Here is a 16,311-nt window from a genome sequence, read left to right as displayed (position 1 = left end):
CTTATTCGGCGTCGCCGGCCGGAAGCGTCTCGGTGTGTTCCTCGTAGACGTCGACGGCCTCGACGGCGTCGTCTCCCACGGCCTCGCGAAGCGCGTCGTACAGGAGTTCGACACTGCCCACGTCTCCGTCGTACGAGACGTCGAGGACGTCGCTCGCGACGATTCGAATCCGGTTAATCCGGGCGCTCGCGGCCGCAAGTCGGTCGACGAACCCGTCGATTTCGAGGGTGAGGTCCCGAACCGTCCGGAGTTCCTCGTCCGGCTTTGAACGGTCGTCGTCGAGAACGAGGTCCCTGTCGAGACCGCCGAGGTGGAAACTCTCGTCGGCGTACTCGACGCGGCAGTAGAGCCGCGGTTCTTGGCCGACTTTGCTTCGGCTTATGGTCTGATTCTTGATGGCCCGCCAACAGAGCGTGTCGAGTCGTTCGACGTCGCCGACGGTGAGATTCGTGTCGTCGGCACCGTGTTCGTCGACGAGTCCGTGGAACCGGATGAGTCCGTACTGTATCCGGTGGTCGTCGAGGTCGAACCCTCCCTGCTGTTTGTTTTCCTGCGTGGCGATGACGCTCGTGAGGCTGTCGTACTCCTCGTTTTCGTTGACCGCGTGCATCGACTTCCCCGGCGAGAACTGCACGGGGCCGGTGAAGTGGTCGGGGAGGTGCTTTGCGTACACGTCGTCGGTGTCGACGGACATCGTCGCGCCGAAGTAACGCACGTCGACGCTGCTGTCGAGGAACGCGCCGAACACGTCGTCTCGGAACCGTTCGGACTCCTCGTCGTCGTCGAGATCGTACTCGTCCGGTTCGACGTCTTTGAGACGGTCTTCGAGAAGGTCGCCCCGCGTGTACTGGTTCCCCTCGCGCTGGACGTTCCTGATGTAGACGCCGTGGCCGTCGTCGTCCAACTGGTCGCGGAGGTAGCGCTTCAGTCGAACGTCGGTGACGATGGCCTGTTGAGTCTGCGGGTCGATTCGAGGTCGATTAGAACCGCTGAGGGGATTCCCGTTCGGGTTCGCGTCGACCGCGTCGTACAGGAATACGATTTCCGAGCGATTCGTGACGGCGTCGTTCGTGTCTGACATCTCAGTGTTCCTCGTCGGTGGTTCGTTCGTCGTTCGCGTCGCTGTTCTGTTGGTTCCAGTCCGGATGGTCGTTCATGCCGTAGGTCACGCCGAGGGCGTAGTAGAAGCGGAGGTCGTCGGTGTCGATCTCCCAGTCGTCGGGGTCGGGGTCGAGGACCGTCTCTCGGAGTCGTTCGACGATGTGTTCGGCTTTCGTCCCCGGGTAGCTCTTTCCTTTCTTCTTTTCTTGGCGCGTGTAGGTCAGGGTCTTGGCGACGGTCTCCTGCGTGACTTTCTTGATTCGCGCTCGCGTGATCGACTTGACCGGGTACTGGTCGACGAGCGTCGTGGACCGGTCCTCGGAGTACTCTTGGTAACTTCCGATGTCTCCGACGAGCGCACCGAGAAGGAACGCTCCCCGGCGCTCGCCGGTCACGGAGTCTTCCTCGTCGTCGTGCGCCGGCGAGAGCGCGGGCGTGTCGGTGATGAACGATTCGAGTTTCTGTTCGGCGGGGTGGCCCCCGTCGGCGATAAGGATCTCGTCTAGTGTTGGCATCGTCAATCTCTCGTAGGTCGGTTCGAGGGTGATCTGGTCTTTCGCGGGGTCGCTCGTCTTCAACAGTTCGAGCTCACCATCGGCGAGCGCACAGAGCTGTGCGAACTGGCTGGCGACCAGAAACGACGGGAACCCCTCGAAGTCGTCGTCTGACTCCCCGTCGATGATGCGGGTGACGTACTCTTCGAGCAGCACGTCGACGGCGATCGCGTCCCCGCTCAGCACGCTCACGAGCGCTTCGATTCGCGGGTCGTCCGCATCCGCTTCGGCGTCATCGCGCTCGGCGAACGTCTGATAGAAGTACCACCCCGTCGAAACCGCGTGGAGTTGCTCGTCGTTCGCCGACAGCAACCCCCACTTGTCGTTTTTCGGGAGCGGTGCCGTCCAGTCGGTGTCCGCGTTGAACGCGGACGCGTCTCGGACGATTTGGTTGTGGGTGAACGCGAGCTCTTTCGGGTAGTGCAAGCGACCGTTCAGCGTCTCGCCGAAGACGTCGTACCGAGACATCTGGTGCGGCATGACCGCAGAGACGTAGAATCGGAGTCGGGCGTCGTCCGTGTCGCCTTCACGCTCTCTCATGTACGCCCGTTCGACCGGAGTCATGTCGCCGTCTCCCTCGACTGCACTACACAGCATCTCGTAGAGGCGGTATACTCTCTCCGCCGTCTGCTGTCCGAAGAAATACGGCAGGTAGTACACCTTGGCACCGAACGTCCGATAGGTACACGCCTCGACGAACGCCTCGGCGTTCATCACCGTCACCGCGGCGTCCTCCGAGATCGGATGGGATCGCCACGCGTGTTCGATATCGAGTCCCGGAAACTTTTCGAGCTGCTTGCCGAGGAAGTAGTTCTGTGGGTCTTCGGCGGTTCCGACCGTCCGGGCGGTGTGCCCGGTCACGAGGTCGGTCGCGTCGCCCGACGAATCGTCCGCCTTGTTCTTCGTGACGAGCTTCGAGAGCTTGCGTTGGCGCATCGCCTCGTTGAACGCGGCGATGTCGCCGGGCCAACGATACGCGCCGTCTCGTTCGGTCTTCACCTGGACCGTCAACAGCGCGGTCGCGGATTCGCCGCCCAACGCTCGAACGACCGCTTCTTCGATGGCTTCGAGCGCGGCGTCGCGCTCCCCGAGTTCGGCGAGACGGTCGATAACCCACCCCTCCGGGTGGTCGCTTGCGGCGGCCGCAACGACGTCGTCGGTCGCCCATTTGGTGAGCCGTTCTTTGGCGTATCGCGCGAGCTTTTCGGGGTCGCTGTTTCGCCCGGCTTGGTGGGTGACGCTGTGGTCGATACCACGCGCGGCCGGATATTTCGAGTGCCCTACCTGCTGAATCAGATCGCTCGTGTATCGCGTCACCAGCACGGGTCCGAGACTGTCGTCGGCCAACCGTGGCTCGTCGCCCGAGAGATCGACGCGAACGGCGATCAGACTATCGTCCGTGTCTACGAGGTCTCGTGCCGCGTCTGGAGTGAGGTACGGGGCGTACTCTCCCCCGCCCGTCGTGGCGAGCGTGTAGAGTTTCCCGTAGAGGTACTGTAAATCGCGGAGCGAGCCGACCGGCGAATCCGGGAGTTCGTCGGCTAACTCGGTTTCGGGATAGCGGTCCCGGAACTCGTTAGGCGAAAGCATCGCGCTCCTCTCCTCTCGTCTCACCCGGGCGCGTCCGCTCTGTGACGTTCATAAACCCGAGACCGAGCGAATTTCGCTCACCGAGCCCGCAGTCGAGCGCGAGGTTGAGATGCCTCCGATGGTCGTCGTCGCGCACGGTGTACTCGAATTTCCACTTGCTCAGGACGTAGGTCATCTCCTGTCCCTCGGTCACGGTCAGCGGAATTGCGAACGTCTTCAATAGTTCGTAGCCGTCGAACAGGTCGCCCGAGACATCGCTCGGACCGGGGAGATGGTCGTGAGCGAACCGGTCGTGTTTCTGGTCGAGGTTCGCCTCCAACTGCTCTCGAAGCGGGGCCGTGGTGTGTTCCGGTCGCCAGAACGTCGCGGTATCGCCGCCGGGGTGGTCGATGCCGTACTCGTCGCACCGCCACGGCGGGATTCGAACGAGGAGTCCGGTTCCGGTTTCGAGCGTCCCTCTGGTCCCGGGTTCGCCCACGTCCGGTTCGAGAGACGTCACTTCGTCGACGTGAAACGGCATCTCACCGACGTTGAACTCTCGGTCGTCGAGCAGATTCGCCGCCACGTTCGCAAGCAGTTCCTCGTCGGGAGACGCGACCAGCAACTTCCGGTCGTCACCTTCCCGCATATCGCGGGGCGGAAACGGATTCGAGTAAGCGAACCCCGGTGGCTCACCGGAGTCGTGTCGCTCTCCGTAGGGCGTCCCATCGAGCGCGTTCCATATCCGCCCGCGAATCTTGTGATGGTAATCGTTCTGATACGCGGCGTCGGCGCGCGCCGATAAGTGAGCCATGACCCGCACCGTTATCCGACACCTCCTTCTGTACTCATTGCTGTCTCCACGATTGTTGGCTAATCGACATAAAGTTATTCCCGTCATTTGACGGGTCGGTGCTAACTGAAGTTCGTCTGAAATGTTCGGTGATCGCCTTATTGGATGGCTTTCTCCGCTTAATCCCACAAGGGTTCGTCTGAAACGGACTTGTCGTTGTGCGTTTTGACCTTCATCTCCGCGCTTCAATCCCACAAGGGTTCGTCTGAAACGCTCAAGCATTTTCCGGCCGGTCGAGCGACCGACGCTTCAATCCCACAAGGGTTCGTCTGAAACGCGCTCACGAGGTCAGCCCACTCGAACGTGGTCGGCTGCTTCAATCCCACAAGGGTTCGTCTGAAACCACGAAATTCCAGAGGACGTAGCGGCAGTCGTTGCTTCAATCCCACAAGGGTTCGTCTGAAACACGACGACCCACAGATGGCGTCTATTTCCACCGGGCTTCAATCCCACAAGGGTTCGTCTGAAACGGCGTGAGTTCACTGCGTGCCTCACACTTATCGGTCGCTTCAATCCCACAAGGGTTCGTCTGAAACCCGAACTCAGTCATGCAGTCGACGACCGTCTCATCGCTTCAATCCCACAAGGGTTCGTCTGAAACTCGTTGTTTGAGTTGCCGTTGAGGCTTCCGAATGCAAGTTTGCTTCAATCCCACAAGGGTTCGTCTGAAACGGGCGAGGTCTACCCGTGCGATGAGTCGATTTTCGAGCTTCAATCCCACAAGGGTTCGTCTGAAACGCGTGGGTCGGGTTGTTGCTGTGAGCCGACGACAGGCTTCAATCCCACAAGGGTTCGTCTGAAACTCGATGCGGACGCGACCGGTCCGACCGTCGACGAGCTGCTTCAATCCCACAAGGGTTCGTCTGAAACACGTTCGGCGTCGCGAGGATAGAGTGCGAGAGGTTGCTTCAATCCCACAAGGGTTCGTCTGAAACCGTCCGTTTCGAGGACGTGGACGCTCTTAAAAACGCTTCAATCCCACAAGGGTTCGTCTGAAACCCCGCCACTGGTCGGCGTCGAGGCGATGCCGGGCGAGCTTCAATCCCACAAGGGTTCGTCTGAAACGGTCGTCGCCGATGTATCCGTTTGCCGTGTCTCCGTGCTTCAATCCCACAAGGGTTCGTCTGAAACCGCTCCCCGGCACGCCGACGTGGCGTGCGCCGGGCGAGCTTCAATCCCACAAGGGTTCGTCTGAAACGACCGCGTCCTCGTCGACTTCGACAACACACTCACCGCTTCAATCCCACAAGGGTTCGTCTGAAACACCCGCGGCCGGCCTACACGCGCATCGAGTTCGATAGGCTTCAATCCCACAAGGGTTCGTCTGAAACCGCTGGCGGCCGTCACTTCGCGGAAGGGGCACTCCGAGCTTCAATCCCACAAGGGTTCGTCTGAAACCAAAGTTGTTAATCGACCCGCGATACCGAAAGTTGCTTCAATCCCACAAGGGTTCGTCTGAAACCGGTTCGGGCAGTTTCGCGGACTCCCACATCGACGGCTTCAATCCCACAAGGGTTCGTCTGAAACGAGAGGTATATTCTCCATGCGATATTTCAGCTCCGCTTCAATCCCACAAGGGTTCGTCTGAAACGCAGTTAAACGGTTGGTCGTCGCCGACGACATACGCCGCTTCAATCCCACAAGGGTTCGTCTGAAACGCCGGACACGGAGTTTATCAGGACCGAGGCCGGTGGCGCTTCAATCCCACAAGGGTTCGTCTGAAACCACCGCGGAGTACCGCGACGCCGATACGTCAACATGGCTTCAATCCCACAAGGGTTCGTCTGAAACTGTTTATGGTGGTGGGGTTAGTAGCCTATCATGTGCGCTTCAATCCCACAAGGGTTCGTCTGAAACCGTCCCGAAACCACGGGCGTAATGCCGCTTACGAACCGAATTCAAAAGAACGTTTCCGTCGACCCTCAATTCCCCCGAACCCCCCGGGGGGTCGACGGAAACGAAGCTCCTCTCCTCGCGACCAGCGGTACGATTCGAGAAAACCCCACCGAGAGCCCCCGGGCTCAGTCGGCCGGTTGCGGTGCGTCTTCGGCTTCCGCCACACTCGCGGTTCCGCGTTCGCCTTCGCGGTCGATGTACTTGCGGACCCAGAGTTCGCCGGTGATGATGCCGGAGATGGCGCTCATGTGTTCGGCTTCGCCCGTGAGCTCCTCGCGCTGGAGGCGGCGAATCTCGTCGGCGTCGAAGTACGGGCGCTCGCATGCGGAGTCGAGCAGGTCGTCGACCCGCTCGCGGAGCGCGCGGTTCGTCCGGTACCAGTCGCCGATGGTGGAGCGGCCGCCGTAGGTGTGGACGTCGCCGACGAGGCGCTCGCGGATGCGATCGACGGAGGTGCCGACGACGAAGCCGGCGGCGTGTTGCCACATCGGGCGCGCCGGGGGGACTTTCGTCCGCTCGTAGGGGATGGCCGCGAGTCGGCTGTCGAGGCGGCGGACCAGTTCGACCTTCGGGTAGGCCGTCCCGGCGGGAATCTTCCCGTCGGTGAACGGAATCGAGCCGACGCGGTGCGAAAGCGGCATCCGCGTCACGGCCCGGAGGAACGCGGTGTCGCTGAAGGGGACGCGGGTGCCGGCTTGGCTCTCGGCGATGGGGTTGCTGGCGAAGTCGCACCGCGGGAAGTAGTTGCGGTAGTAGCAGTCCATCGCGGTGCTGTAGAGGTCCGGTTGGTCGCTCTTGCGCACCTCCTCGCGGTAGGTCGTCATCGGGTCGAAGTCGGTCCGCAGGAGCCTGCGGGCGTCGTCGACGTCGACGCGGTGTTTCGCGCGGTAGAGCGCGGCCTCGGGTGATTTGCTGCCTTCGACGGCGGCACGGCCGATGCCGTCGCCCATCATCCCGCCCTGTCCGCAGCCCTCGATGAGCACGTCGGGCATGTCCTCGATGTTGAACACGTTCGCGAGGTTGACGAACGTCGAGAGGCCGACCATCCCGCTGGTCAGTTGGACCGACTTGTCGAGGGAGTCGACGAGCGCGTCCGAATTGACCGGCACGCGCCTGTTTTCGAGGCCGAGCACCGCCGAGACCTTCGCGGCGAGTTCGAGGTTGCTCCCGTTGGCGGGGTTCGAGTCGTAGGTGTAGGTCGTGAGGTCGTGGTAGCGGCTGAGTTCGCCCGCCATCGAGCGGCTGTCGAGGCCGCCGGAGAGCCACAGGCCGATATCGCCGTCTATCGTGTCGGCCATGTCGGCGATGACCTCGCGGTAGGCCTCGGTGAGGTCGTCGAGGTAGGAGTCGTCCGGGCTCTGTTCGAACGTGTGGTGCCAGTACGACTCGATTTCGGGGCCGGTGTCGGCCCGGTAGTCGAGGACCGTCCCGGAGGGGAGGAACTTCACGCCCTGTACGAGCGTCTTGTCGCCCCAGACGTGCCCGATCATGAGGAGGTCGCTGATGGCGCGTTCGTCGACCTGCGGGTCGTCGAGGAGGGTCGTCAGCGCGCCGACCTCGGTCCCGAAGGCGAACGGTTCGCCCGCGACGTAGAAGCACTGTCGCGTCCCGAGTTTGTCGCTGGCGAGCACGACGCGCTCCGACTCGCCGTCGACGGCGACGACGAGGAACGAGCCGTCGAGCTCGGGGAGGAGGGCGTGCGGGTCCTCCAGGAGCCGGCGGAACAGCCCGTCTACGTCGAGGCCGAGTTCGTCGCGGTTCGTCACCGCGCCGTATATCGCTCCCACGCGCGGCCCGTCCTCCCAGACGGTACAGCCCGCGGGGTCTCTCGCGCCGTGGTGGAGCACCGAGACGCCGAACCGGCCGGTCGACCGCGTCGCCGACTCGTACCAGTCTTCGCGGTGGAGTTCGGCCGCGCAGGCGTCGAGCGTCGCCGCGTCGAGCGCGCCGCCGACGAAGCCGGTCATCGGCGGCCCTCCCTTCCGATTCGCTCGATGGTCCGTGGCGTGAGTGCTGTGAGTGACATCGTTGCCCGATATCCGCGCGCGTCGGGTTTTGTTATCGCGCACCTATACGGCGCGAGGCGACGTCGGACGCCCGAACATCGACCGGCATCGCGCTCGACACCGACCGGTATCGCGTGCTCGAACGCGTCCGCGCGCGCCTCGCTGTCGTGAATCCCCGGTTCCTCGGGTCTCGGCACCTCGACGGCTGGCGGGCGGAGACGATTCGAAATCGAGTGAGAACGCCCAGAACGCCCTCTGAGACGATTACACGCTCAATAACAAACTACGCTACTCGCCTCTTCTCACGCGATGATGCAACGTGATTCGCGGCTCACGAGAACGCTCCTCCTCGTCGGATTTCTCGCGATAGCCGTCGGTATCCTCGTCGCTCGCGAATCGCCGGCGCGCGCGTACGAGGTCTCAATCTACCAGTCGACCCCGGCGGTGTTCTGGGTCGGCGTGGCGGTGGCGGTCCTGTCCTCGCTGGCCGTGGTCGTCCGTGAACCCGACAGCCGATACGCGCTCGGCGGAGTGGCGCTGGGGGCGCTCGCGATAGCCGCGGTCTCCGCCCTCCCGCTCGTCAGGGAGTACTACTTCTACGGTTTCAACGACTCGCTGACGCACCTCGGGTGGGCGAGGTCTCTCGTCTCCGAGTCGCTGACCCCGCTGGACATCGTCTACCCGAGCGGCCACGTGTCGGCGGGGATGTTCAGCGCCGCCCTCGGCGTCGAACTCACCACCGCGATGATGCTCGTGGTGTTTTTCGTCTCGGTCGTCTACCTCGTGTTCGTCCCGCTTCTCGTCTCGCTCGTCGTCCCCGACCGGCGGGCGGTCCTCATCGCGGTGTTCTCGGCGCTGTTGTTCCTGCCGGTGAACCTCAACGGGTTCAAGCTCATGTTCTTCCCCTACTCGCTGGCGTCGTTCCTCGGACTGGTGCTTCTGTACCTCTTCTTCAAGCACCAGTTCTCCGGCACCGACGCCGTCGAGAGCCGGTGGCGCGGCCACGTCACGCCCGTCTCCGTCCTGTTCGCCATCGGGACGGTCGCGCTGGTGTCGTACCACCTGCAGGTCGCCGTCAACTACCTCGTGCTGTTCGCCGTCGCCGCGGCCATCCAGCTCGTCCAGCGCTGGCGGACCCCCGACGCCGTCGCCGACCAGCGCCCGGTGTACGGGCTGACGCTCGTCTTCGCCGCGGCGTTCGTCTACTGGCTGACGCAGTACACCGTCGGCTTCTCGACCGGCGGCCTGTTCGTCGAGGGCGTGATCGGGATTCTCTCGGGGAGTTCCGAGGCCGGGACGGCCATCTCCCAGCGCACCGGCTCCGTCACCGCCGTCGGCGGCGGTATCTTCGACGTGTTCGTGAAGCTGTTCCTCGTGAACGCGGTGTACGCCCTGATAACCCTCGGCGTCCTCTTCGGCGTCGTCTTCGGGCGGCTCCCGCGGCTGTCCGCTCAGGGCCGGACTATCCTGCGGACGCTGACGTTCAGTCTCGTCGTGTTGGTGCCGTACTTCTTCGCGCACCTCCTCGGCGTCATCTCGGAGACGAACTTCTTTTTCCGCCACGTCGGCTTCGCGATGATTCTCGCGACCGTCGTCGGGAGCGTCGGGCTGTTCTACGCCTTCGAGTGGCTCTCGGGGACGGAGTACTGGTCGAAGTACGGGGCGGCCGTCAAGACGGGCGCGCCCGTCGCGTCGGCGCTCGTCATCGGGCTCACGCTCATGGTGATGTTCCCGTCGCCGTACATCTACCTGCCGTCGAACCACGTCCCCGCCCAGCAGATGGGGGCGTACGACACCGCCTTCGGGATGTCGGACGAGGACGTTCGGTACGTGGGCATCCGCGGGAACCCCGACCGCTTCGTCGATGCGCTCCCCGACAGCCCCACGCCGGCGCTCGGCTTCACGACGCCCGACGAGGCACTCACCGACTTGCCGAGTTACTACGACGGCCCGCGGTATCTGATGGTCTCGAAGACCGACCACGACCGCGAGGTAATCGCCTACCGCGAACTCCGGTACTCCGAGGCGAACATCACGGCCGTCCGGGACCAACCGAACGTGAACCGCGTCATGTCGAACGGCGCGGCCGACCTCTACTACGTGTCCGGGTAGCCGCCCCGAACCCGGGTTTCGTTTCGCGTCGGCTTCGAACTCGCCGGTGTCCCTCGCTCGCCGGCGTCAAAGAGCGCCTAATTCCCGCGCCCGCGGGAGCCGTGCTCCCCGCTGAACCAGTAGCGAGTCAATAATTAATCGCCTCCTGAGCCGATGTGTAGCCGAGTGTTACCGTTCGTGAATACGCCGAGTCGCCGCCGAGACGGCGGCCCGAGAGGTGCTTTCGATGAGAGATAAGATTCGCTCTGTCGTCCGGACGATTCGCCGCCGGTTCGTCCCCGGCGACGACGGCGGCGACCTCACGGAGCGGACGGTGAAAAGCGGGATGTGGGTGTCGGCGATGAACGTCCTCGACCGGGTGCTGAAGGTCGTGATGTTCATCGTCCTCGCGCGACTGCTCGGCCCCGAGGCCATCGGGCTGATGGGCATCGCGCTGCTCACCATCTCGGCGCTTCTGAGCCTGACGAACCTCGGCATCGACGCCGCGCTCATCCAGCGCGTCGACGACGACGTCGACGAGTACCTGAACACGACGTTCACGCTCGAACTCCTCCGCGGCCTGCTGATGAGTTCGGTTCTCTACCTCGCCGCCCCGTCGCTCGCCTCGCTGTTCGGCGAGCCGGCCGCGCGGGACCTCATCCGCGCCATCGCCTTGGTCCCGATTTTCCTCGCGCTGCGGAACCCCGCGATGGTCTACTTCAAGAAGGACCTCGCGTTCCACAAGGAGTTCGCCTACCGGGTCAGCGGGACGACCGCCTACGTCGTGGTCGCGCTCGGCTACGCCGCGGTCAGCCCGACGGTCTGGGCGCTCGTCTTCGGCTACCTCGCCGACGCCGGCGTCAGGTCGGTCGTGACTTACTTCCTGCACCCGTACCGTCCGCGCCCCGCGCTGAACCGCGCGTACGCCGCCGAACTCATCGGCTACGGGAAGTGGGTCACGGGGTCGTCCATCGTCGAGTTCCTCTACGGACAGGGCGACGACGCGGTCGTCGGCTGGCTCCTGACGGCGACCTCGCTCGGCTACTACCAGCTCGCCTACCGCATCTCCAACGCGCCGGCGACCGAAATCGCCGTCGTCGTCTCCAGCGTGATGTTCTCGACGTACTCGAAGCTTCAGGAGGACCAGCGCGCCCTCCGCGAGGCGTTCTTCAGCACCTTCCGGCTCACCGCCTTCGTCGCCCTGCCGATGTCGGTCGGTATCTACCTCGTCGCGCCCGCATTCGTCGGCGCGTTCCTCGGCGAGGACTGGCTCCCGATGGTGCTCGCCATGCAGATTCTCGTCGCCTACGGGCTCTTCCGGACGCTCTTCGCGACGTTCAATCCCGTCTGGCGCGCCGTCGGCCGCCCCGACGTCCAGACCAAACTCGGCTTCCTCAGGGTCGCCCTGCTCGCCATCGTCATCGTTCCCGCGACGAGCGCCTACGGCATCGAGGGGACGGCGCTCGCGGTCACGGGCATCCTCGCGTTCCCGATGGTCCCGCTCTACGCGCGCGAGATGAAACGGACGCTCGGCACGACCTATCGGCGGTTCCTCCGCGAACTCTCGTACCCCGTCGCGGCCAGCGGCGCGATGGCGCTGGCGGTCCTCGCGGCGCAGAACCGCGTCGGGTCGCCGCTCGTCGAGTTCGCACTGCTCGTCGCGGTCGGCGTCGTCGCCTACGTCCTCAGCGCGGCGTCGCTCATGACGCTTTTCGACTGGCGGGTCAAACACACCCTCCGGGAACTCGTCTCGGTGATGTCGAAGTGACGCGGTGACGCCGGCGCTCGGCCGCCCCCGACGGGTCCGACGAGGGGTCGATTCGACTGACTCTCATTGCTAGCTGAACCTCGACGGTGAATCAAACCTATCAGAACCTCGTCAGTAAATGTGGGTGCGGTGAAACGAACGCCCTCGCAAGATTCGGTGGGCGATTAATTACCAGTTCACAGTTGATTATCTGCGAGGTAGCGCCGATTCACGGCTCGAATACGGTTCGACCCCCGGATTGCGATTTTTCTCGAACACAACCGATTAAGCGGTTGTTTCGTGGGGTCGAACCGAGGTATGTTCAATTTTAGTTGAGACTATCTATTCCGAATTTATGGTGTGACTTTGGAATGCAACTGGTACTGATTTGGCCGCCATCCGAAGTAATCCCGTAAGTAATCGTCTCCAACCCGGTCATACCTCGCAATAATGATTATCACCTTAACGAGGGCTTTCCTCGGGTATGGCACGACTAACCGATGGAGACGACGACGAATCTGCGGCGGATTCAGACTCCATCCTCGAATCGCAACTCAACAGGCGGAACTACCTCAAACTCGGTGCGATGGCCGCATCGACTGCCCTCTCTGCCGGCGTCGCGTCGGCTGCGTCTGGACCAGAGGAGCGCTTCGGTATCCAATGGGACCGCGTCGTCAACGCGGTGGACGACCTTGGAATGGACCCCAACGGAAACGAACCGATAGACAACCAACTCGATTCCGCGTACGAAAGCGGGACGCTCATCGAATTCCCTCCGGGTGAGTATCTCGCCACCGAGACGCAGTACTGGAACGACGACGTGTCCCGCTTCGGGATGGTCGGCACCGGAAGCTCTCACAAGGACGTGCAGTTCGTCTTCCCGTCGGGCAACAACGGCGAGAAGTACCGGTTCCTCGAAATCACCAGCGGGGACCACCACGTCCTGAAGAACTTCTCCATCCAGCAGACCGACGACGCCACCACCACGGCGGACATCTGGATGATAAACGACGACGGCGGCCTCATCGAGGACGTCGAGTGGCTCGGCCGCACCCCCACCGACAACGACGCTCGCCGCCAGCTCCTCGCGTACGACTGTTCGTCCGTCGACGGCGTCAACGTCGCCCGTCGCGTCTACATGCGCGAGGGTGCCGAGCTTCCGGGCTACCCCGACGGCGTCGCGGGCATCCGCGTGCAGGGCGGCTCCGTCGGCGAGATTCGCCTCGTCGACTGCCACATCGAACAGCGCGGCTCGTCGTCGTTCCGCGCGACCCACACCCGCGGCGTCCTCCGCGTCGAGGGCGGGCTGTTCAAGAACAACGACAACACGAACATGCGCATCTCCGCGGGCGACCACCCCGAAAAGACCTCGTGGATCAAGGGCGCGACCGTCATCATGGACGCGGACAACCTCAACGAGCACGCCCACGACGGCGACAGCCTCGACAGTCCCGAGGGTCTCCGCATCGACTCCACCGGCAACGGGTACGCGGGCGTCCTCATCGAGGACTGCGACTTCATCTTCAAGTCCTGTCCCACCTCGCGCGGTATCGTCTCGTCGCCGACGTGGGGCGGCCACGGCGGCTTCACCCTGCGCAACTGCCGCATCCAGAACGACACGTCGGTCCAGACGATTCACGCCGACTCCGTCGACACCGACACCGCGGACAAGCCGTGGGGCGTGAACCTCGAAAACGTCTCCATCACGGGCAGCGCGCGGTCCCAGCCGTCCGGCGCGGCGGTCTGCATCGACAACGACCGCAACGGCTCGACCGTCCAGAACAGCTGTATCCACTTCCCGAACGGCGACGTGGACGGCGTCCTCGTCAACGACGCCACGAGCTGTGAGATTGTGGACTCGAACATCAACGTCTCCGGGCAGGCGACGGTGTTCAGCGGGGCCGACGTGGACACGAGCAACATCACGAGCGGCGACTCCTGTCCGCTTCCGAGCGCCGACAGCAGCACGGGCGGCGACTCGTCGACGACGGACTCGACGACAGACTCCACGACGGACTCGACGACCGACTCCACGACGGATTCGACGACAGACTCCACGACGGACTCGACGACCGACTCCGCGACGGACTCGACGACCGAAGACCTCCCGAACGAGATTCGCCTCGTCGGCACGGGCACGACGACGCAGTACGAGTTCACGGTGACGGACTCGCTGCAGGCGTCGGACGGAACCATCGAGGAGTGGGACGACATCGAAAGCGGCACCGCGACCGGCTGGATTACGACCGAGGGCGTCGAGGACGCGTACACGTTCTCCGGCGACGTCGACTCGTTCTCGTTCCTCGAAGGCGAGTCCGAGGTTTACGTCAACGGCGAGCAGGTGTCCGAGAGCGCGGTCACGGACGCGACGACCGATTCGAGCACGGACGGCTCGACGGACTCGACGACCGACTCTCCCGACCTCTCGCACGAACTGCGCCTCGTCGGCACGGGTACCCAGACGCAGTACGAGTTCACCGTCAGCGACGCGCTCGAAGCCTCGGGTGACACCATCGAGTCGTGGGACACCATCGACGGCACCTCCGCGGCGGGCTGGATCACGACCGAGGGCGTCGAGGACGTGTTCAACTTCGCGGGGAGCGTCACCTCCTTCGGCTTCGTCGAGGGCGAGGCCGAGATTTACGTCGACGGCGAGCAGGTGACCGAGAGCACGGTCACCGATGCCGCGACTGACTCCACGACCGATTCGACCGACAACTCCACCGACAGCCAGAACGAACTGCGCCTCGTCGGTACCGGCGTCGAGACGCAGTACGAAGTCGCCGTCAGCGGTACGCTCGAAGCCTCGGACGACACCATCGAGGAGTGGGACGACGTGTCCGAAAGCTCCGCGGCGGGCTGGGTGACCACCGAGGGCGTCGAGGACGTGTACGCCTTCACGGGTACGATCACGTCGCTGTCGTTCCTCCAGGGCGAGGCCGAGGTCTACGTCAACGGCACGCGGGTCGACCCCGCCGTGTTCTCCCTGCCGAACACCCTCGTCGTCGAGGGCGACGGCTCGGAGACGACGTACGACTTCATGGTCTCCGGCGACATCCTGAACGACCCGCTCGTCGGGCCGACCGAGAGCGCCGACAGCGTCACCAGCGGCAAGGCGAAGGGTTCGGTCACCGACGACGTCGACGCCTTCCGGTTCTCGGGCGACATCACGAAGATGAACCTGACCGGCGACGCGGCGCTGACGTTCGAGGACAACGACGGCTGAGGCGACGGCGGAAAAACGACACGACAGCACAGCACGCGGCGCGCCGCCCGCGCGGTGACGCCGCAGACGACAGAGGCACCCACGTTCGCATTTCGACGCGGTTTTTTCGTTTTCCACCCGACAGCCGAGCGACCGCCACACTTCGTGACGGAGCACTCAGCGACGAAGCGACGCCCGCGTGCCCCCGAGTTACGCCGCGTCGTCGCCGGCGTCCGCGCCGTCGGTCGGCTCCTCGGTCACGGTGACCCAGACGTACGCCGAGCGGTACGCCGTGTCGGTGCTCGGCTCCGACGGCGCGTCGCCCTCGTACAGGTAGTACGTGAGCCGGAGGTCCTCGCCGGTCAGCGTCGGGGCGAAGCCGTGGCGGGTCCGCCACGTCTCGCCGTCTTCGACGGTCTCCGTCCGCGAGCCGAGCGCCTGTCGTTCGACGACCGTCGTCTCGCCGTTCGCCCGCTCGACGCGCTGGAGTTCGGCCACGAGCGTGTAGCTCGTCGCCTCCCCCTCGACGTTTTCGACGGAGACGAACAGGGCGGTCTGTTCGCCGACCGTCAGCGCCTCGGGGTAGTCGGCGGCGACGAACTCGCCGCCGGCGTCCTGCGTGAGAAGCGACAGGCTCGAATACGACTCGCCCGTTCCCGGCGCGACGAGCGCGTAGCTCAGGCTCGCGACGGCCAAGAGGACGGCGGCGGCGAGCGCGACGTTCAGAAGCGAATCGACCCGCGAGGGCCGGTCGAACGACCGGACCACGTCGGCCCACCAGCGCCGAATCGGAACGTGGAACCGCTCCGCCTCGGGGAGTCGTCGCCGCCGGACTTCGCCGACGGCGAGGCCGACGACGACGACCGCCGACAGCGCGGCGATGACGGGCGCGGCGTCCAGACCGACGCCGGTCCAGAGGAGCGCCAGTCCGACGACCGGCAGCAGCGCGACGCTCATCCCGAAGGCGAGCGCGAAACGCTCTCCGAGGCCGAGGTCGGGTTGCCACTCGAACCGACCGAACGACGGGCCCTCGGCGGTCGCGCCCGCCGACCCTGCGGGGAACAGCGCGAGCAACAGCGCGTAGCCGGGCAGAAACAGCAGTACGGGGAGTCCGACGAGGGCTTGGGCGATCGGAACCACGTCGAGAACCGCGACGAGACTACTCGAAACGACGACGAACAGCGCGAGGGGCACGTCAAGCGAGAGTTCGCCGAGTGCCCGATTCAACCGCCCGTTGCTGTGTGATGTGGACCCCATTACTGGATAGATGACGCGTCTAGGGTGTTGTT

The 16,311-nt window shown here is 64.2% G+C and carries 8 protein-coding genes and 1 CRISPR repeat array; of the genes, 3 read left to right on the top strand and 5 right to left on the bottom strand.

Annotation, left to right across the window (positions count from 1 at the left end):
* Position 1 precedes the first annotated feature (1 nt).
* The 4 genes from cas7b to NDI65_RS13510 form a co-directional block, all read right to left on the bottom strand.
* Complete coding sequence (gene cas7b, locus NDI65_RS13525) at positions 2-1,081, bottom strand: type I-B CRISPR-associated protein Cas7/Csh2 (RefSeq protein WP_089781124.1); 1,080 nt, start codon at positions 1,079-1,081, stop codon at positions 2-4.
* Between the two features lies 1 nt (position 1,082).
* Entirely contained in the window at positions 1,083-3,245 is a 2,163-nt protein-coding gene (gene cas8b / locus NDI65_RS13520) for a type I-B CRISPR-associated protein Cas8b/Csh1 (RefSeq protein ID WP_310893742.1), read from the bottom strand.
* Complete coding sequence (gene cas6 / locus NDI65_RS13515) at positions 3,232-4,038, bottom strand: CRISPR-associated endoribonuclease Cas6 (RefSeq protein ID WP_188424431.1); 807 nt, start codon at positions 4,036-4,038, stop codon at positions 3,232-3,234. Before cas6 ends, cas8b begins: the two co-directional genes overlap by 14 nt.
* Before the next feature lie 155 nt (positions 4,039-4,193).
* Positions 4,194-5,934: a CRISPR direct-repeat array (repeat unit 30 nt; unit sequence GCTTCAATCCCACAAGGGTTCGTCTGAAAC).
* Between the two features lie 164 nt (positions 5,935-6,098).
* Entirely contained in the window at positions 6,099-7,940 is a 1,842-nt protein-coding gene (locus tag NDI65_RS13510) for an asparagine synthase-related protein (protein ID WP_089781118.1), read from the bottom strand.
* Between the two features lie 348 nt (positions 7,941-8,288).
* On the opposite strand from NDI65_RS13510, the gene NDI65_RS13505 reads away from it, so the two are divergent.
* The 3 genes from NDI65_RS13505 to NDI65_RS13495 all read left to right on the top strand — a co-directional run bounded on the left by NDI65_RS13505 (position 8,289) and on the right by NDI65_RS13495 (position 15,043).
* A complete protein-coding gene (locus NDI65_RS13505) occupies positions 8,289-10,091 on the top strand; it encodes a hypothetical protein (protein WP_310893741.1) in 1,803 nt (600 codons plus the stop codon).
* Positions 10,092-10,317: 226 nt separating this feature from the next.
* Complete coding sequence (locus NDI65_RS13500) at positions 10,318-11,838, top strand: lipopolysaccharide biosynthesis protein (RefSeq protein WP_089781114.1); 1,521 nt, start codon at positions 10,318-10,320, stop codon at positions 11,836-11,838.
* Between the two features lie 463 nt (positions 11,839-12,301).
* Complete coding sequence (locus NDI65_RS13495; protein WP_310893740.1) at positions 12,302-15,043, top strand: hypothetical protein; 2,742 nt, start codon at positions 12,302-12,304, stop codon at positions 15,041-15,043.
* A 189-nt stretch (positions 15,044-15,232) separates the two neighbouring features.
* Here NDI65_RS13495 and NDI65_RS13490 read toward each other — a convergent pair whose 3' ends face one another.
* A complete protein-coding gene (locus NDI65_RS13490) occupies positions 15,233-16,279 on the bottom strand; it encodes a DUF1616 domain-containing protein (protein WP_310893739.1) in 1,047 nt (348 codons plus the stop codon).
* Between the last annotated feature and the right edge of the window lie 32 nt (positions 16,280-16,311).

This window comes from Haloferax sp. S2CR25 (assembly GCF_031624535.1).
GTDB lineage: Archaea > Halobacteriota > Halobacteria > Halobacteriales > Haloferacaceae > Haloferax > Haloferax massiliensis.
This window is presented reverse-complemented; position numbering and strand designations above follow the sequence as displayed.